The following is an 18,340-nucleotide window of genomic DNA, read 5'->3' on the forward strand; positions in this document are numbered from 1 at the left end:
CTCCCATGACGAAGCTGACCCGCACCATCGCCATCATCGCCGCCCTTGGCGCCATTGCCCCGGCCGCTGCCAATGCCGCCAATTTCGGCAATACCCACGACCAGCTCGTGCAGAAGATCAACAACGCCTATGGCACCCAGTTCAAGACCGGCCATACGGCTGGCCAGACGGCTCCTGCCGAGGCCCAGCACAACAACTGAGGCAACTTGACCGATCTTGCGCCCGCTGCATGCGGCGGGCGGTAATGTCGGTGACGATAAGCTGAACGACGCCCCTGAAATTCTTCCATGAATTTCAGGGGCGTTTTGTTTTCGCCACGACCGTCTCCGGTGTCCGGGAGACGGTAAGGCTGACCGTCTCCGATGTTTCGGAGACGGTGGGGATGACCGTCTCCGTTGTTTCGGAGACGGTGGGGCTCCCTGATTTGGCCGTGTCAGGCCGCCGTGCGGATTGCCGCGGCGCGGATATCCTCATCGACCGTTTCGGCGAAACGGGCGAAATTCTCCTCGAACCGTGCAACCAGCTCGGCGGCCTGACGGTCATAGGCGGCCTTGTCGGCCCAGGCTTCCCGCGGGTCGAGCACCGAAGAGGGCACGCCCTCGACCGCATCGGGGATCATCAGCCCGAACGCCCGGTCGGGATGGAAGCTCGTGCCATCGAGCGCGCCGGACAATGCCGCATTGAGCAAGGCGCGCGTGTGACGGATCGACATCCGATGACCGGTGCCGAACGCGCCGCCGGTCCAGCCCGTGTTCACCAGCCAGCACGACACTCCATGCTCGGCGATGAGCTTCGCCAGCAATTCGCCGTAAACCCGCGGCGGTCGCGGCAGGAACGGCGCACCGAAACAGGTGGAGAACGTCGCCTGAGGTTCCTTTCCGAGCCCCTTCTCGGTACCGGCCACCTTGGCGGTATAGCCGGACAGGAAATGATACATCGCCTGGGCTGGCGTGAGCCGCGCGATCGGCGGCAGCACGCCGAAGGCATCCGCCGTCAGCATCACCACGTTGCGCGGCATGCCGCCACGGCCGCTGCGCTCGACATTGGGGATGAACTCGATCGGGTAGCACGAGCGCGTGTTCTCGGTCAGGCTGCGGTCGGCGAGGTTCACCGCCCCGCGCGCATCTGCCACCACGTTCTCCAGCACGGTGCCGAAGCGATGGCTTGCGGCATGGATTTCCGGCTCGGCCTCGGCGGAGAGATCGATCACCTTGGCGTAGCAGCCGCCCTCGAAGTTGAATACGCCATCCGGCCCCCAGCCATGCTCGTCATCGCCGATGAGCCGGCGCGCTGGATCGGAGGAGAGGGTGGTCTTGCCGGTGCCCGACAGGCCGAAGAACAGGGCTACGTCATCATCCCGGCCGATATTGGCGCTGCAGTGCATCGGCAGCACGCCGCGGGCGGGTAACAGCCAGTTCATCACCGTGAAGATCGATTTCTTGATCTCGCCGGCATATTGCGTTCCGGCGATGACGATCCGCCGCTCGGCGAAGGACAGGGCGATCGCCGTCGATGAGCGCACCCCGTCGATCGCCGGGTCGGCCTCGAAGTCCGGCGCGTGCAGGATCACGAAATCAGGTTCGAACCCCTCCAGCTCCGCCTCGGCGGGGCGGATGAACATGTTGCGGGCAAACAGCGCCTGCCAGGCATTGGTGGTGACCAGCCGGACGCGGATGCGGTTTTTCGGATCAGCGCCCGCGAACAGGTCCTGAACGAACAGTTCGCGGTCCTGCAGGAAGGCCTGCACCCGGCCGCGCAGCGTCGCATAATGCGAAGCGGACAGTTTCTGGTTGACGCTGCCCCACCAGATCTCGGCGGTGGTTTCCGGCTCATCCACCACGAACTTGTCGGCGACCGACCGGCCGGTATGCACGCCGGTTTCGACCATCAGCGCACCATCTGCGGAAAGTCGGCCTTCGCCGCGGCGCAGCGCATGGGTCACCAGCGCCGGCGCGGTCAGGTTCGCATGCACGGTGGCGGCGCGGGTAATGCCCGCATGGGCCAGGATCGCCGCGTTGCGGGCGGCGGAGTCGGTGTTCGTCGTCGTTGGCGTCACGGCTCTGATCTTTCTTGGCTCGGCTTTGATGTTCGATTTAAGCCTTATGCCGTCCCTTTCGGGTTTTTCCAAACCTGAAAAGCGAAAATATGACCGCGTTCAGCGAAACTCAACCATGCGCCGCGCTATCGGCCAGAACAGTGAACACATCTGCATAGACGCGGAGCATCCGCTCGAAGCCGATCCGCAGCACGATGTCCTCCCGCGCCAGATCGAACCCGTCCGGGTCGAGCGTCACCATCGTCCATCCGGTGCCCTGGCCGCCCGCGGCCAACGCCGCTTCGTCCAGCCGCGCGCCGAGGGTTCGGTTCACGGTCGCCATTGCCTCGATACAGGCCCGTTCGTCCTGCAGCGCCGGCGTGCGCGGCGTCAGCCGGTCGACATCCAGCGTCGCAGCCCTTGCGAAGCCGCCGACGAACCGCGCCGCAACGGGTGTCAGCCGGTAGATTCCGAAATCGCTGAACCCGGCATAGGGGCGGGCATAGGGATGGAGGGTCAGATAGCGCTCCCGGTCCTCCGGCGCTTCCGACCGCTCGGCGTCGCATACGAGCGACAGGCGCGGGCTGGTCTGCGGGTTTGCCTCGGTGGCCTCGCCGCTGACCATCAACGCGCAGGCGGGATTGCGTTCGAGCGCCCTGGTATGGGCGGAAAGCTGCGAGAGCAGCACCACCACGTCACCATCCAGAAGCACGGCCGGGGTGACCAGAGCGATTGCGGGGTAATCATCCTCGATCACTGCGAGGCTGGCTGACCGCGCCGCCCGCAGCAGGAGCCGCGCATCGCGGTGGATGTCATTCTGGATTTCACGGTGCTCTTGCATTTGGCGCCATATTCCCGTCACGTCATGTCGGGATAATGCGACGAAGTCCGCTGCAAGGCAAAAATTTTCATGAAACAGACCATCGCTCTTGTCGACGACGACCGGAACATCCTCGAATCGGTGCAGATGACACTGGAACAGGAGGGATATGCCGTTCGTACCTATACCGACGGGGAGTCGGCCCTGCAGGGCCTGCTGACCCGCCCGGCCGATCTTGCCGTGCTCGATATCAAGATGCCGCGCATGGACGGGATGGAACTGCTCCAGCGTCTGCGTGCCCGCTCGGCGATGCCGGTCATTTTCCTCACCAGCAAGGATGACGAACTCGACGAGCTTATGGGCCTGCGTCTCGGCGCTGATGACTACATCACCAAGCCCTTCAGCCAGCGCCTGCTGATCGAGCGCATCCGCGCCCTGCTGCGTCGCAACGAGACGAGCCGCGCCGAAGGTTCCGGTGCGGCGCCCACCGGCGTCATCGGCAGGGGCGATCTCACGCTCGATGAGACCAAGCATCAATGTCTCTGGAAGGGGCAGGATATCCAGCTCACCGTCACCGAATTCCTGCTGGTCAAGGCGCTTGCCGCCCGCCCCGGCATGGTCAAGTCGCGCGACCAGCTGATCGACGCCGCCTATGGCGAGAGCGTCTATGTCGACGATCGCACGATCGATAGCCACATCAAGCGCCTGCGCCGCAAGTTCCGCGCCGTCGATGACGAGTTCGACCAGATCGAGACGCTCTACGGCATCGGCTACCGCTACAAGGAAGCATGAGCCTCGCCAGTCCGGGTGCGGCCATGCTCGGCTGGCGGCGGATCTCGCCGCTGCTGCGCCGGATCCTGCTGGTCAATGCGCTGCCGCTTGCCCTCATCGTCGCCGCCCTGCTCTATCTCGACCAATACCAGCACGGTCTGCTGACCGCCGAGGTGACCGCGCTGCGCGAGCAGGCACGGATCTATGCCGGCGCGCTCGCCGAATCGGCGGTGCAAACCGATGTAGCCAACCAGCCGGCTCTCAAGCCCGATCTCGCCCGCCCGCTGCTCTACCGCCTGATCGAGCCGACGCCGAACGCACAGGCGCTGGTCTACGGGCCGGATGGGCGGGTGATCGCCAATTCGCGCATCCGCCAGGGGCCGGGCGGCGCCATCATCACCGAACCGCTGCCGCCGGTTCGCCCGCGCGGCGATTTCGCCCGCGCCGTCAGCTTTCTCTATGACCAGTTCGTGGCCTTTCTCCCCAGCGCGGAGGTAACTTCCGCCGGGCACGATCCGGGCGCTTCCGGCCTTGGCTGGCAGCCGAGCGTGCGGGAGGTGCTGAAACTCACCAGCGCCCAGCCGGCGCGCGAGGCGCCGCCCTTCATCCGCCGCGCCGCCGATGGCCGGCTGCTGATCACGGTTTCTGAGCCCATCGTCCGCGCCAAGAACACCGTTGGCGCGGTACTCCTCACCCGTGAGGCGACCGAAGTGGACCGCGCGGTCTTTGCCGTGCGGGTGTCGATCCTCGGCCTGTTCGTGCTCGCCCTGGTGCTGACAGTATTGCTCTCGGTCTATCTCGCCCGCACCATCGCGACCCCACTGCTCCGCCTTGCCGCCTCGGCCGGCCGCCTGCGCGAGGGCCGCGGCGCGATGACCGAGCCGGTGCCCCCGCCGATCGCCGCCCGCGATGACGAGATCGGCATCCTCGCCCGCGCGCTGGAGGAATCCGCCCATGCCCTCTGGGCGCGGATGGACGCGATCGAGCGCTTCGCCGCCGATGTCGCGCACGAGATCAAGAACCCGCTCTCCTCGATCCGCTCCGCCGTCGAGACCGTCCGCCGGATGGACGATCCCGCCCGCGCCGCCCGCCTGTTCGACATCATTTCGCAGGATGTCCGCCGGCTCGACCGGCTGATCTCCGACATCAGCGATTCCTCGCGCCTTGATTCCGAAATGTCGCGCACCGCGCTGGAACCGGTCGACCTCGCCCCCATCCTCGCCGCCCTCGCCGAGATCCACCAGTCCACCCGCGAGGACGACGCGCCGGCGATGGTGCTCGACGCGCCGAAGACCGGCCTCGTTGTCCGCGGCGCCGAGGGACGGCTTGTCCAGGTGCTGCGAAACCTGCTCGGCAACGCGATCTCCTTCAGCCCGCAGGGCGGCAAGATCTGGCTGCGCGGCCGCGTCACCGGCAGCATCGTCGAACTTGCCGTCGAGGACGAAGGCCCCGGCATCCCCGACGCCAAGCTCGACCACGTGTTCGACCGTTTCTACTCCGAGCGCCCGCAGGGCGAGGGCTTCGGCAACCATTCCGGCCTCGGCCTGTCGATCTCCCGGCAGATCATCGAGGCCCATCAGGGCCGCATCACCGCCGAGAACCGCCGCGACCCCGAGGGCGCGGTCATCGGCGCCCGCTTCGTCATCCGCCTGCCGCGCGGATGACCGCGAAGCACCGTCATGCCTCCGTGCCGACCACCGAACGGCCCGGCAACCGCCCCTTCGGGATTCCGGCGAACGCCAGATGGGCCGGCGTCCCGATCCCCGGGTTCCTCGCCATCGCGATCGCCGCCTTGGATGCCTGGACGGTCTGGCGCAACGCCTCCCCCGCCACCTATTTCCACTACGGCAAGATCATGTTCTTTCCGCTGATCGCCGCCGGCGTACTCATGGCCTGGGCGCTCAATTCCGGCAAGCTGGTGATGATCCGCCTGTGGCGCGTCTTCGCCCGCCTTGTGGTGGTGGCCTATGCCCTGCTCGCGGTCATCTTCATCGCCGAACTGGCGGTCTATCCGGTCTCCCGCGCCTTCGGCGCCGTCATCGGCCTGATCATTCTCCTGCTGACCGCGCCGTTCTTCCTGCTGATGCGCCGCGATTTCCGCCGCAGCCGCTGGCTCGACCCCGATTCGCTGCCCTCGGAATGGGAAATCGCTGCCATCCACGACCCGAATTCGATCAACTACCAGCCACCGAAACGCAAACGCCGATGACCGTCCGGCCACGAAAAAAGGGCCGGCGCAACCCGCCGGCCCTTCCCGCATCCGAACGTCCGCCGGAGATCACCAGGCGGAGATCATCCTTGGCGTTCGACCATCATCTGCTTGATCTTGCCGATCGCCTTCGCCGGGTTGAGCCCCTTCGGGCAGGTTTGCGTGCAGTTCATGATCGTGTGGCAGCGATAGAGCTTGAACGGATCTTCTAGCGCATCGAGCCGCTTGCCGGTCGCCTCGTCGCGCGAATCTGCGATCCACCGATACGCCGCCATCAGCACGGCCGGGCCGAGATAGCGGTCGCCGTTCCACCAGTAGGACGGGCAGGAGGTCGAGCAGCAGAAGCACAGGATGCACTCCCACAGCCCGTCCAGCTCCGCGCGTTCCTCGACGCTCTGCTTGCGCTCGCCATCCGGCGGCGGCGGGGTTTCGGCCTGCAGCCACGGCTCGATCGAGCGATACTGCGCATAGGCCTGGTTGAGGTCGGGCACGAGGTCCTTGACCACCGGCATGTGCGGCAGCGGGTTGATGTTCACCGCCTCCTTCACCTCCTCGATCGGCTTGAGGCAGGCGAGCGTGTTGGTCCCGTCGATGTTCATCGCGCAGGAGCCGCAGATCCCCTCGCGGCAGGAGCGGCGGAAGGTGAGGGTGGGGTCGACCTCGTTCTTGATCTTGATCAGCGCGTCCAGCACCATCGGCCCGCACTTGTCGAGGTCGATCTCATAGGTGTCGGCGCGCGGATTGGCGTCCTCGTCGGGGTTCCAGCGATACACCTTGAAGCTCTTCACCCGGGTCGCCCCCGGCTCGGCCTTGTAGGTCTTGCCCTGGGTGACGCGGCTGTTCTTCGGGAGGGTCAGTTCGGCCATGGTTCGAAACCCTTTCTCAGTAGACGCGCTTCTTCGGCGGGAACACCGACACGTCGTTGGTCAGCGTCTGCATCCGCACCGGGCGATAATCGAGCGCCACATCGCCTTCATCCGTGCAATGGGCGAGCGAATGCTTCATCCACTCGGCGTCTTCACGCTCGGGGAAGTCGTCATGCGCGTGCGCCCCGCGGCTCTCGTGCCGGGCCTCGGCCGAGGCCATGGTGGTGATGGCGTTGCCCATGAGGTTGTGCAGCTCGAGCGCTTCCATCAGGTCCGAATTCCAGATCAGCCCGCGATCGGCGATCGAGATGTCCTTCAGCCCCTGCCAGAGGCCGGACATCTTGGCGACGCCTTCCTTCAGGGTCTTGGAGTTGCGGAACACCGCGGCGTGGTTCTGCATCGTCCGCTGCATCTGGTCGCGGAGAGCGGCGACGGTGGTGCCGCCCTTGGCGTGGCGCGTCGCGTCCAGACGGTCGAGCGAGGCCTCGCCGGCGCGGCTGGGCAGGGCCGGCTGGGTGGCGCCCGGTGTGACCACCTTTGCCGCCTGATGCGCCGCCGCGCGGCCGAACACCACGAGGTCGAGCAGCGAGTTGGTGCCGAGCCGGTTCGCGCCGTGCACGGAAACGCAGGCCGCCTCGCCAACCGCCATCAGGCCGGGCACGGTCGCGTCCGGATTGTCCTTGGTCGGGCGCAGCACCTCGGCGCGATAATTCGTCGGAATGCCACCCATGTTGTAATGCACGGTCGGCAGCACCGGGATCGGCGCCTTGGTCACGTCGACGCCGGCAAACACCCGCGCCGTTTCGGAAATCCCCGGCAGCCGTTCATGCAGCTGCTCCGGCTTCAGCCCTTCGAGATGGAGCAGGATGTGGTCCTTGTTCGGCCCGCAGCCGCGCCCTTCCATGATCTCGATCGTCATCGAACGGGACACCACGTCACGCGAGGCGAGATCCTTCGCCGTCGGCGCGTAGCGCTCCATGAAGCGCTCGCCCTCGGCGTTGGTCAGGTATCCGCCCTCGCCGCGCGCACCCTCGGTGATCAGGCAGCCGGCCGGGAAGATGCCCGTCGGGTGGAACTGCACGAACTCCATGTCCTGCATCGGCAGCCCGGCGCGCAGCGCCATGCCGCCGCCATCGCCGGTGCAGGTGTGCGCCGAGGTGCAGGAGAGATAGGCGCGGCCATAACCGCCGGTCGCCAGCACCACGAGCTGGGCGCGGAAGCGGTGGATCGTCCCGTCCTCAAGGCACCAGGCCATCACCCCGCGGCATGCGCCCTCGTCGTCCATGATGAGGTCGGTGGCGAAATATTCGACGAAGAACTCCACATCCGCCTTCAGGCTCTGCTGGTAGAGCGTGTGCAGGATGGCGTGACCGGTGCGGTCGGCCGCGGCGCAAGCGCGGCGCACCGGAGCCTGGCCGAAATCCTTCATGTGCCCGCCAAACGGCCGCTGGTAGATCTTGCCATCCTCGGTGCGGCTGAACGGCACGCCGAAATGCTCGAGCTCGTGGATCGCCGGAATCGCCTCGCGGCACATGTATTCGATGGCATCCTGGTCGCCGAGCCAGTCCGAGCCCTTGACCGTGTCATACATGTGCCAGCGCCAATCGTCCGGCTCCATGTTGCCGAGTGCGGCACCGATGCCGCCCTGTGCGGCGACGGTGTGGCTGCGGGTCGGGAACACCTTGCTGATGCAGGCGGTCTTGAGCCCGGCCTGGCCCATGCCGAGCGTCGCCCGCAGGCCGGAGCCGCCGGCGCCGACGACGATGACGTCATAGGTGTGATCGATGATCGTGTAGGCGCCGAGCGACGGCTTCGACATTGCATTCATGACGATGATTTCCCCAGGCGGATCAGAAGGACAGTTTCAGAACCGAGATGACGGCCAGCAGCCCGAAGAACCCGGCCGTTGCCCGCATCGCGAGCATGACCGTGAGCCGCTTGCCTTCAGAGCGGATGTAGTCCTCGATCACGACCTGCAAACCCAGCTGCAGGTGATAGAAAAGCGCGATGACCAGGGCGAGGAACAATACCCCGTTCCAGGGCTCGGCCATATAGCGCAGCATTTCGGCCTGGGTTGCCCCCTTGAGCAGCAGCACCGAGAGCACGGCGTAGAGGGCGAGCGGCAGCAGGGCCAGGGCGGTAAGCCGCTGCACCCACCAGTGATGCACGCCGGCCTTGGCGGCGCCCATGCCCCGGGCGCGGCCGAGTGCGGACCGCATGATCTTCATCGATGAAACTCCTTCACCAGCAGGTCCCCCGGCGCTCACAGCACCACCAGCCCGATCAGCCACACCAGAACCGTCAGCCCTGCCGCCGCCAGCATCACGGCGGTGCCCGAGCGGTGCACGCTCGGCAGTTCGAACCCGAACCCGGCATCCCAGAGCAGATGCCGGATGCCGTTGCAGAAATGGTAGAAGAGGGCGAGCGTGAAGCCGAACAGCACTATCATGCCGAGCACCGAGCCGACGACCGCCTGTGCCACGGAAAACGCGCCGGACGAGGTCGCCGCCGCCGCGAGCCAGAGCGACAGCAGGATGGCCCCGGCGGACAGCGCAACTCCAGTGATCCGGTGCAGGATCGACAGGGTGGAGGTGATCTGCGGACGATAGACCTGAAGATGGGGCGACAGGGGCCGGCGGACCGTTCCGCCTGCAGAGTTGCGCCCTTGCATGAGCGCCTCACGCACATCCTGCATGTTCGTCATCACCTTTCTGACGGTCGTCGCATGACGGGAACCGAATATCGCCACATGACGAAATTGAAATGCTGCACTTGCTTAGTCCCCGAGGTGGCGAGGGTCAATTCACTGTCAAGCGTTCGCGATCCGGTACAATACGGTCTCGCGCGCGGCCCTGCTTTCGAGTTCGTGCAGGGTCGGAACCGTGCAGCGTGCGAATTCAACCAGCCCTGCGCGGGGGACATAGGCGCGGCCGGGATCTGCGATCCATATCTCGGCCGTCGTCGCGCAGCGCTGCAGCCACGGCCAGATATGCGAGGTCATCGGTTTCTCATAGCAGACATCCCCGCAGAGAATGAGATCCTGTGCCGGCAGGCTGCCGGTGACATCCCCGATCACGATCTCGACTCCGGCGTCGTTCGCCGCCGCGTTGAGCCGGATCGCGGCACCCGCCATCGCGTCGATCTCCACGGCCGTCACATGCGCCGCCCCCGCCTTTGCCGCGGCGATCGCGGCCAGTCCCGACCCGGCGGCGAAATCCATCACCCGCTTGCCGCGCACGCTCTCCGGGTGGTCCAGCACGTGCCGCGCCAGCGCGATCGAGCCCGGCCAGGCAAAGGCCCAGTAGGGCGGCGCGATGCCGCTTTCCGCCAGGAATGCCTCGGTCGCCTGCCAGATCGGCGTGATCTCGGTGGCCAGATGCAGTTCGATTTCCGGCACCAGTGCCGGCGTCGTCCGCGCCGTGCTCGCGCGGATGAAGGCGGATGCGTCCTTCATCGTCCGATCAGGATCGCCAGCCCCACCAGCAGCCCGACCCATCGGTTCAGCCTGAACAGCGCGAGGCAACGCGCGGGCTCGTCGATATCGAGCCGTACCACCTGCCAGGTCAGCAGCGCCCCCGGCAGCGCGAGCGCGGCGAGCCCCTCCCGCCCGATCCCTGCCATCGCCATCGCGGCGGCGAGCAGCGCCAGCATCCCGGCATACCACAGCGCGACGAACAGCCGCGTCCGCCCGCCAAGCCTGAGTGCCGAGGACTTGATGCCCGCCAGCGCGTCGTCCTCGCGGTCCTGGTGCGCATAGATGGTGTCATAGCCGAGAATCCACAAAATCGTCCCGGCATAGAGCGGCAGCACCGGCCAGCCAAGCGCGCCGTGCGCCGCCGCATAGCCCATCGGCGCGCCCCAGCCGAAGGTGAAGCCGAGCATCACCTGCGGCCACCAGGTTACCCGCTTCGCCGCCGGGTAGAGGGCCACCAGCACCAGCGAGACGACGCCGAGGAGCTGCGCCGTCCGCCCCAGCATCAGCAGCACCGCCAGCCCCGCCAGGAGCAGCAGGAACAGAAACCCGAGCGCTGCGGGGACCGACACGGCGCCGGAGGCAAGCGGGCGCGCCGCCGTCCGTGCCACCTTCCGGTCGAGCTTGCGATCCCACAAATCGTTCACGACACACCCCGCGGCCCGCATCACCACGGCGCCAAATGCGAACAGAACGATGAGGCCGAGTGTCGTCCACACCCCCGCCCGTGCCAGCAGGATGCTCCACAGGCCCGGCAGGAACAGCAGCCATACGCCGATCGGCCGGTCCAGCCGCGCCAGCAGCGCGAATGGCCTGAGCCGCGCCGGCAGCCGCGCGACCCATCCCCCGGCCTGGATATCGGTAAAACCCGTTCCGCCTGCTACAGGGTCAGCCATGGCCTCGCTCATCCGTCTGCACCTTCCCTTGCCCTTGTCGCCCGGCGCGATCCTTGCCACATCCGCGGCCCAGGCGCACTATCTCGGTGCTGTGATGCGCCGCCGCGCCGGCGATCCGCTGCTGGTCTTCAACGCCGATTCCGGCGAATTCGCCGCGACGATCGACGCGCTCGACCGCCGCGCCGCCCACCTCGTTCTTGGCGAGCGCACACGCGCCCCCGCGCCCGAGCCTGATTGCTGGCTCTGCTTCGCTCCGATCCGGCGCGACATGACTGAACTCGTTGTCGAGAAGGCCACCGAACTGGGTGTCTCTCGCCTCGTTCCGGTGCTCACCGCCCGCACCCAGCCCGCCCGGCTGCGTGGCGACCGTCTTGCCGCCATCGCGACCGAGGCGGCCGAGCAATCCGAGCGCCTGACCATCCCCGCAATCGCCGAGCCGCTGCCGCTCGCGGGCTTTCTCGCCGCCTTTCCGCCGGCGCGCCGCCTGTTTGTCGCCGCCGAACGTCGCGATGCCGCTCCCCTGTGGCCGGCCGATCCGCTTCAACCCCATGCCCTGCTGGTCGGTCCCGAAGGCGGCTTTGCACCGGAAGAGCTTGACGCGATGGCCCGCCATGCGTTTGTGTCGCAGGTAACACTCGGGCCGCGCATCCTGCGCGCCGAGACTGCCGCCATCGCCGGGCTCGCGCGCCTGCTCGCGGGTTCCGCGCCCAGCTGAGTTCAGGAGCCGAATTTGTCCAACCCCGGAGAGGCCGACGCCACCCCGATCGATCCCGCGCAGCCCGCAGCCCGGCAACTCGCCGACTGGTTTGCCGCGGGCTGCAAGCCGCGCGATGCGTTCCGCGTCGGTACCGAACATGAAAGCTTTGGCTTTCGCCGCGATACGTTTGCTCCGCCGCCCTACGAACCGGGCGGAATCCGCGCGCTGCTCGAGGCCATCGCCGCCGATGAGGGCATCGAGCCGATCGACGATTCCGGCAACCCGATCGGGCTGAAGGGCGACGGGTTCTCGATCTCCCTCGAGCCCGGCGGTCAGTTCGAGTTGTCCGGCGCGCCGCTCGCCTCGATCCACGATACAAAGCGCGAGATCGACGATCATATCGCCCGCGTCCACCGTGTCGGTGCGAAACTCGGTCTCGGTTTCGCGCCGCTCGGCTTTCACCCGACGGCCCGGCGCGAGGATTTTGCCTGGATGCCCAAGGGCCGCTACGCGATCATGCGCGCCTACATGCAGAAAGTCGGCACGCGCGGCCTCGACATGATGCTGCGCACCTGCACCGTTCAGGCCAATCTCGATTTTTCCTCCGAAGCCGACATGGTGAAGAAGATGCGCGTCGGCCTTGCGCTACAGCCGCTGGCCACCGCGCTGTTCGCCAACGGGCCCTTCATGGAAGGCAAGCCGAACGGCCTGCTGTCCAATCGCGCCCTTGTCTGGCTCGATACCGATAACGCCCGCGCCGGCATTCCCCGCATGGTCTTCGAGGAGGGCTTCGGCTTCGAGCGCTACGCTGACTACATGCTCGATATCCCGATGTATTTCGTCTACCGCGACGGAAAGTATATCGACGTCTCGGGCAAGTCCTTCCGCGATTTCATCGCAGGGCGACTTGAGGGGCTCGGCACCGAGCCCGCCACGATCGGCGACTTTGCCGATCATACCACCACCACCTTCCCCGATGTTCGTCTCAAGCGTTTCATCGAGACCCGTGGCGCCGATGCCGGAAACCCGGCGATGCTGCTGGCCCAGCCTGCGCTCTGGACCGGCCTGTTCTACGACGCCGCGGCACTCGATGCGGCCTGCGCCCTGATCCGGGATCTCTCCTACGAGCAGATGATCCATCTGCGTGACGAGGTTCCTCGGCATGGATTGGATATCGCGCTCGGTGCCGGCACCCTGCGCGACCTCGCGCGCGACGTTGTCGCCATCGCCGCGGAGGGGCTGAAATCGCGTGCGCGAACCAATGCGGCGGGCGAGGACGAGCGCATCTATCTTGCCCCGCTCGATGCGATCGCCCATGGCGGGCCGACCCAGGCCGAACACTGGCTAGGTCGCTATCACGGCGCCTGGCACGGCGACACCACCCGCATTTTCGCCGAGGCTCAACTCTGACGCCGCCTCGGCAGTAAGGCCGGGGCATGCAAACGACCTGCCTCTGCCGGTCCGCCCCTGATGTTCACGAACGAATATCGGGGGCAGGGAGTTAGAGCAATTTCCGATCCTGCTGGGCCGGATGTCGTGCTCTGCCACATCGATAAACAAAGCATCTTTATCCGATCAGGTGCCTCCATCTGATCGGATGAAGCATTAATAACGGGCTGTCAGCTGAACGATAACCTGGCGGTTTGTGTAAGGCCCCGGGGTCGAGGCAATGCGGATCGCATTGAGCTGCTGTCCGACGACCGACAGGGTGACATGGTTGGTGAGATGATAGGCCACCCGCGCGTCGAAGGTGAAATTGCTTCCGATCGTTACCGGGACGAAAGGCGTCATCGTCGTTGTTAAGGTGATGTCGCGATAGGAAGACTGCCAGCTTCCGTAGGCATCGAAATCGAAGCGGCCCCATGTGCGCCCGAGATGGGCGACCACGCTGTCACGTGGAACGGTCGAAAACAGATTGCTGTTGCTCGCAAATGCAATGTGGTAGTTACCGATCTTTCGGGCGAACGTGTCTTCGTAGGCGAATCCAAGCGACCAGCGCCAGCCTGATCTCGTATGGCCCTTCAGCGAGATTTCCCCACCCCCCGCTTCGGACCAGCCGGTATTCTCGGCCGCGAGGATCACCGAGGATGAGGATATCGGCGCAATGACACCGCTGGCCGGCGAACTGATGATGTTGTTGTCACGCTCGATGAAAAGCGCGGTATGGAGCGCCGAATGCAGGGCGGGAAGCTCCCGGGTCCAATCGAGTTCGGCGTTATCGACGATCATCGGGTTTAGATATGGATTGCCGGTCGCTCCCACCAGACCAAGCGGCCCCGTGCCTATTTGCAGGCCGGAATCGACCAGGCTTGGCGCCTGTACACCCTGGCCGAGCAGGAGGCGGAGCGTATCAACCGTCGTCGGCTTGTAAACGAGGCCGGAATTGAAGCTGAGTGCCGTGAAACCGCCGTGGCCGATCTGCTGTGCAGTCAGGCCGGAAGTCGGGATTGGCACGCCATCATATCCCAGCCAGAGATCATCAACCCGTACCGCGTTCGTCAGGGAGACTGAGGGAGCGAGGTGCCATGTCCAGGTCGCGTCGGCGGCGATGTCCTGGTAGCGGACTGTCCCGCCGAGAAAGCCAAGGGAATGCGCGGCGTTGTTTCGATATTCGAGGCTCAGCCTGATAACGTGATTGCGGGATGCCCTGATCAAATCAGTCGCTTGCAGGACATAGACGCGCTGCTGCATCAGATTGTTGGGCAAAACAAATAACGGAATTGCGATATTTGCCTGCAATCCGTTGCGATAGGCATTCAGGCTGATCCGCCCGATCCTGGTATCCGCATCAAGCTCGACCCTCTGCGAATTTGTATAGAGGAAGAGCGTGCTGAAAATCGGCGCGACAGTCTCGCTCGGGATCTTGCCGTAACTGTAGCTCAGGCTGGCATAAAGACTGACGCCGGGGCTGAGCGCCGTGCGCGTCGAAAGGTGAACCTCTTCGTTCTGGGGCTTGAGCAGCGAGACGGTGTCGGGACGTTGCAGGGCGGAACTGTATTTTGGTTCGGCCAGATAGCTTCCAGCCGAGAGGCGAATACCCATTCGCCCGACATGGGCAGTACCAACGAGGGAGGCTCCGTATTGGCTCTGGGTACCGCCGTATACGTCGGCTCTGTTCACCCGATCGTCGAGAGGGTCGTAGGTCACGATATTGATCACGCCGTCAACGGCGTTGAACCCATACAGTGCCGTCGCCGGCCCCTTGATAACCTCGATCTGCCGGATTTCCGAGAGTTGAACCGGAATCGAACTCCAGACGACGTGGCCGAAATCGTCGAGATAAACCTGTCGGCCATTCAGCAGCACGAGGAGGCGCGGATTGTATGGCTGGTTGTAGGTTCGAACCCCTATTTCGGGTGAGGTCATGGTATAGGGGCGCACGTTGAGTCCGACGACATATTTCAGAACCCCGGGGATCGAAATCGCTCCCGAATGCCTGATCTGTCGCTGGGTAATAATCACTACATTGGCGGGCGCATCGCTCGCGAGCTGAGGTGTGCCTGTTGCAGCCGCGGTCACGGGTGCGCCGAATACCTGTTCCAGCTGGCCATAGGGGAAGATCTGCGCATGGGCCCGTCCCATGAGAGCCAGAGAGGCGAGCAGGGCTACCTGAATGATCGCACGAGCCGATCTGCGATGTTGCTGCCGCATCATACTTCCTCGATCATCAATAACAACGCGGCAGCGAAACTCACTCCGGCGCGATGTGCGGCTTTCGTGTTCAGGACGATTGTCACCCGTTGTTGCGACACGATACCAAGCGTGCATGTTCCGGCCCGCACCCGCGCAACGTGCGAGGTAACACAAAGCGCGTGATGCGACGCCGATGCCGCTGCCACCTCCTGCATCGGCGTTTCATCGGCCGGGATTATGATCTCGAACTTGTCTGCCAACAGCCGGTTTGCCGGGACCGGAACCGGTCGGAGATGGGCGGTGCCTGTCATGAAGCCATGGCCGATCATTGCTGCGATCGCTTCAGCGTCGGCTTTCGACGCTGCATTGCCCGAGCGATACGCGATTGCAATGATTCCGTTGGCTTTTACTGCCGGGCGCAGGAATATCAACAGCTTGTTAAGAACCTTGATATCCGTTGCGGTGAAGGACGGCACGGACGATGGGGTCTGGCCATGGGCAGTTCCGGCAACAAGCGCCAGTCCGAGGGTCAGTGCGCAGACAAGCTGCACAGCTACGGCAGATTTGCGTTCCCGTGCTGGTCGCCGGTCTCTGCGCTCAAGCATGTGCGGCATCGCGGCATCCCTGGGCTTTGATGTAGAGGTCGAGGTCGTTGTCGCAGATCGGCGGGCTCAGGAAATTGCCCTGCATGAGATCGCACCCGCTGTCGCGCATCACCGTGAATTCGGTCGCCGTCTCGATCCCCTCGGCGGTCACGGTAAGGCCGAGCTGGCGGCTCATCGCCAGCACGGCCGCCACGATTGCCCGCGCACGGTCGCCATCCGCGATCCTGGCGATGAAGGAGCGGTCAATCTTGACTTTGTCGAACGGGTAGTGATGCAGGGAGGACAGCCCGGAATACCCGGTCCCGAAATCGTCGAGGGAGATGCGCAGTCCGAGATGTTTCAGCTCCGCAAGCGCTTTGAGCGCCTGGGCGTTGTCATGCAGCAGCACGCCTTCGGTGACTTCGAGTTCGAGAAGATGCGCGGCTAGCCCGGCGCGGGCCATGGTTTCCGCCACCAGTCGAGGGAAGTCCTCTTCGGTGAGTTGCCGTGGAGACACGTTGACGGCCACCCAGTATCGCCCACCCCAGCTCACCGCCTGCTGGCACGCGGCATCGAGAACCCATGCGCCGAGCTTCACGATCAGTCCGGCTTCTTCGGCAATCGGAATGAACTCGTCAGGCGAGATGCTGCCGCGCGTCGGAGATGTCCAGCGCAACAACGCCTCGAACCCAACCAGTTGGCAGTCTGCCGTCACCACGGGCTGGTAGTTGATGGTGAGATCTTCGTGCTCGATTGCGGCTGACAGTTCCTGTTCAAGCACGCGCCGTCGGCGCAGCACGGTGTCCATGCCGGGCCGGAAGAAATAGTGCCGGTTTCGCCCGTCTGCCTTGGCGCGGTAGAGCGCGACATCGGCCTTGCCGATCAGCTTGTCGGCTTCCGTGCCATCTTGCGGGCCGAGCGCGATCCCGATGCTGGCTCCGATATTCACTGCATGACCGTCGATCTGATAGGGCTGGCTGATCGCGTGATTGATGCGCGTTGCCAGCGATCCCGCGATCTCGGGATTCTCGACGCGCGGCTGGAGGAGCACGAATTCATCGCCGCCAATCCGGCAAAGCAGATCGATGTCCCGGATATTGGACAGAATACGGGCCACGGCCATCTGGAGCAGCTTATCGCCGATCTGGTGCCCTAGCGTGTCGTTCACCGACTTGAAGCGATCGAGGTCGATGTAGAAGATTGCAAGTCCGGGGCCACCGGCACGAATTGCCGCGATCTCCCGTGCCAGCGCCTCCTGCAGCAACAGCCGGTTCGGCAGTTTCGTCAACGCGTCATGATGCGCAAGAAACCGGATTTTTTCTTCCGCGGCGCGTCGGCTCCTGATGTCGCGCAGCGCAGTGACCTGCGCCTTGTTGCCCCCGAAACTGATCATCTGCGACAGTGTTTCGACCGGAATGGATTCGCCGCCTGCCGTCATGATCGTGGTCTCGCCGGCATGCGGTCCCTCCAGATCGGCCCGGTCGATCGTTGCGAGTCCTGGCAGAAAGCGGTCGATCGGGCTGCCGACCAGCACCTCGGCGGGCCAGCCGAACAGCTTCGAACATACCTGGTTGATTTCGACGATGACGCCCTTGCGATGAATCAGCAGCGCCTCGAACATGTTGTCCGTCAGTTCGCGCAGGCGGGTGTTTTCGCTGGCGACCCTGAGCGCGTTCTGCCGGTCGACGCCGGCGCCGGCCAATGCGAATGTCAGCATCACGACGAGTTCTGAAACGAACACGAGTTGCAGCGGGTGCAGTGCAAAGGAGTTCTGCTGGCGTGTTGCCGTTACCCAGTCGGCAAACGGCAGAATCGCCGAGAGCGCGCCAAAAATCGGCACCACGACCGAAAATCCCAGTGCGGGAATGCTGAGCAGGGGGAAACTGTCCGGGCGATTCGCAAACCGGATTCCGACTGCGGCGAGCAGGCCGCCGGCCAGCATCGTGACGACGACCCGGCTGAGTTCGTATGCGAGGGTGAAGGGCTGCGCGATGCCGCTGACGGCGGCAAACACCATGCACGACGCCCCCGCGGCGATCGTCGAACTGGCGAGCGCCATGTTCCGGCTGTTGCGCGTCAGGAACAGCGTGATGAACAGTGCGATAAACGCGCCGCCCGCCATGAAGCTGAAGGATTCGAGCCGTGCCGCGAGGGGGATCGCATCGCGGACATGCGGAAAGTAGATATGCAGACTGACCAGGAACACCAGCCAGCCACCGACCGCCGCCACCGTGCCGAGAAGGCCAACGAGGACAATTCGTCCCCGCGGCGGCATCCGCCCGGTGCGTGCTGCAATCGCGTAAACAACCCCTGCGGCGCCGATGCCGAGCAGCGGCGCCTTCATCAGATCCAGCAGG

The 18,340-nt window shown here is 65.0% G+C and carries 17 protein-coding genes; 6 read left to right on the forward strand and 11 right to left on the reverse strand.

What is annotated here, in order from left to right:
- Positions 1–5 precede the first annotated feature (5 nt).
- Positions 6–200, forward strand: a complete 195-nt coding sequence (locus B7Z76_RS00510) for a hypothetical protein (protein WP_174503106.1) — start codon at positions 6–8, stop codon at positions 198–200.
- Between the two features lie 233 nt (positions 201–433).
- Here the strand turns inward: B7Z76_RS00510 and B7Z76_RS00515 are convergent, their stop codons facing one another.
- Both B7Z76_RS00515 and B7Z76_RS00520 read right to left on the reverse strand, forming a co-directional pair.
- Positions 434–2,056: a phosphoenolpyruvate carboxykinase gene (locus B7Z76_RS00515; protein ID WP_291341657.1), complete on the reverse strand. Its 1,623-nt coding sequence runs from the start codon at positions 2,054–2,056 to the stop codon at positions 434–436.
- A 109-nt stretch (positions 2,057–2,165) separates the two neighbouring features.
- Entirely contained in the window at positions 2,166–2,876 is a 711-nt protein-coding gene (locus B7Z76_RS00520; protein ID WP_291341658.1) for a HugZ family protein, read from the reverse strand.
- 69 nt (positions 2,877–2,945) lie between these two features.
- Between B7Z76_RS00520 and B7Z76_RS00525 the strand changes: the two genes are divergently transcribed.
- The 3 genes from B7Z76_RS00525 to B7Z76_RS00535 are packed head-to-tail and all read left to right on the forward strand — an operon-like array spanning position 2,946 to position 5,835.
- Positions 2,946–3,647, forward strand: coding sequence for a response regulator transcription factor (locus tag B7Z76_RS00525; RefSeq protein ID WP_174503103.1), 702 nt, complete (start codon positions 2,946–2,948; stop codon positions 3,645–3,647).
- Entirely contained in the window at positions 3,644–5,290 is a 1,647-nt protein-coding gene (locus B7Z76_RS00530) for a stimulus-sensing domain-containing protein (protein ID WP_174503102.1), read from the forward strand. The genes B7Z76_RS00525 and B7Z76_RS00530 overlap by 4 nt, the downstream gene beginning before the upstream one ends.
- Positions 5,287–5,835: a hypothetical protein gene (locus B7Z76_RS00535; protein WP_291341659.1), complete on the forward strand. Its 549-nt coding sequence runs from the start codon at positions 5,287–5,289 to the stop codon at positions 5,833–5,835. Before B7Z76_RS00530 ends, B7Z76_RS00535 begins: the two co-directional genes overlap by 4 nt.
- Before the next feature lie 83 nt (positions 5,836–5,918).
- Here the strand turns inward: B7Z76_RS00535 and B7Z76_RS00540 are convergent, their stop codons facing one another.
- The 6 genes from B7Z76_RS00540 to ubiA all read right to left on the reverse strand — a co-directional run bounded on the left by B7Z76_RS00540 (position 5,919) and on the right by ubiA (position 11,069).
- Positions 5,919–6,701 (reverse strand): succinate dehydrogenase iron-sulfur subunit, encoded by a 783-nt coding sequence (locus B7Z76_RS00540; protein WP_174503101.1) that lies wholly within the window; start codon positions 6,699–6,701, stop codon positions 5,919–5,921.
- Positions 6,702–6,717: 16 nt separating this feature from the next.
- Positions 6,718–8,529 carry a succinate dehydrogenase flavoprotein subunit gene (sdhA, locus tag B7Z76_RS00545; protein WP_174503100.1) on the reverse strand — a complete coding sequence of 604 codons (1,812 nt, stop codon included), beginning with the start codon at positions 8,527–8,529 and terminating at the stop codon, positions 6,718–6,720.
- A 22-nt stretch (positions 8,530–8,551) separates the two neighbouring features.
- A complete protein-coding gene (gene sdhD, locus B7Z76_RS00550) occupies positions 8,552–8,929 on the reverse strand; it encodes a succinate dehydrogenase, hydrophobic membrane anchor protein (protein ID WP_174503099.1) in 378 nt (125 codons plus the stop codon).
- Between the two features lie 35 nt (positions 8,930–8,964).
- Positions 8,965–9,396, reverse strand: coding sequence for a succinate dehydrogenase, cytochrome b556 subunit (gene sdhC / locus B7Z76_RS00555; protein WP_291341709.1), 432 nt, complete (start codon positions 9,394–9,396; stop codon positions 8,965–8,967).
- A 114-nt stretch (positions 9,397–9,510) separates the two neighbouring features.
- Positions 9,511–10,155 (reverse strand): methyltransferase, encoded by a 645-nt coding sequence (locus B7Z76_RS00560; protein WP_291341660.1) that lies wholly within the window; start codon positions 10,153–10,155, stop codon positions 9,511–9,513.
- Entirely contained in the window at positions 10,152–11,069 is a 918-nt protein-coding gene (gene ubiA / locus B7Z76_RS00565) for a 4-hydroxybenzoate octaprenyltransferase (protein WP_291341661.1), read from the reverse strand. Before ubiA ends, B7Z76_RS00560 begins: the two co-directional genes overlap by 4 nt.
- Here ubiA and B7Z76_RS00570 point away from each other — a divergent pair.
- Positions 11,068–11,784 carry a 16S rRNA (uracil(1498)-N(3))-methyltransferase gene (locus B7Z76_RS00570; RefSeq protein ID WP_291341662.1) on the forward strand — a complete coding sequence of 239 codons (717 nt, stop codon included), beginning with the start codon at positions 11,068–11,070 and terminating at the stop codon, positions 11,782–11,784. The two genes, ubiA and B7Z76_RS00570, sit on opposite strands and share 2 nt — an antisense overlap.
- Before the next feature lie 15 nt (positions 11,785–11,799).
- Positions 11,800–13,176 carry a glutamate--cysteine ligase gene (locus B7Z76_RS00575; protein WP_291341663.1) on the forward strand — a complete coding sequence of 459 codons (1,377 nt, stop codon included), beginning with the start codon at positions 11,800–11,802 and terminating at the stop codon, positions 13,174–13,176.
- A gap of 195 nt (positions 13,177–13,371) precedes the next feature.
- Here the strand turns inward: B7Z76_RS00575 and B7Z76_RS00580 are convergent, their stop codons facing one another.
- The 3 genes from B7Z76_RS00580 to B7Z76_RS00590 all read right to left on the reverse strand — a co-directional run bounded on the left by B7Z76_RS00580 (position 13,372) and on the right by B7Z76_RS00590 (position 18,327).
- Complete coding sequence (locus tag B7Z76_RS00580) at positions 13,372–15,348, reverse strand: TonB-dependent siderophore receptor (RefSeq protein WP_291341664.1); 1,977 nt, start codon at positions 15,346–15,348, stop codon at positions 13,372–13,374.
- 68 nt (positions 15,349–15,416) lie between these two features.
- Positions 15,417–16,013 (reverse strand): hypothetical protein, encoded by a 597-nt coding sequence (locus tag B7Z76_RS00585; RefSeq protein WP_291341665.1) that lies wholly within the window; start codon positions 16,011–16,013, stop codon positions 15,417–15,419.
- Entirely contained in the window at positions 15,997–18,327 is a 2,331-nt protein-coding gene (locus B7Z76_RS00590; RefSeq protein WP_291341666.1) for a bifunctional diguanylate cyclase/phosphodiesterase, read from the reverse strand. The genes B7Z76_RS00585 and B7Z76_RS00590 overlap by 17 nt, the downstream gene beginning before the upstream one ends.
- Between the last annotated feature and the right edge of the window lie 13 nt (positions 18,328–18,340).

The sequence above is a fragment of the Acidiphilium sp. 20-67-58 genome, from assembly GCF_002255515.1.
Classification (GTDB): domain Bacteria; phylum Pseudomonadota; class Alphaproteobacteria; order Acetobacterales; family Acetobacteraceae; genus Acidiphilium.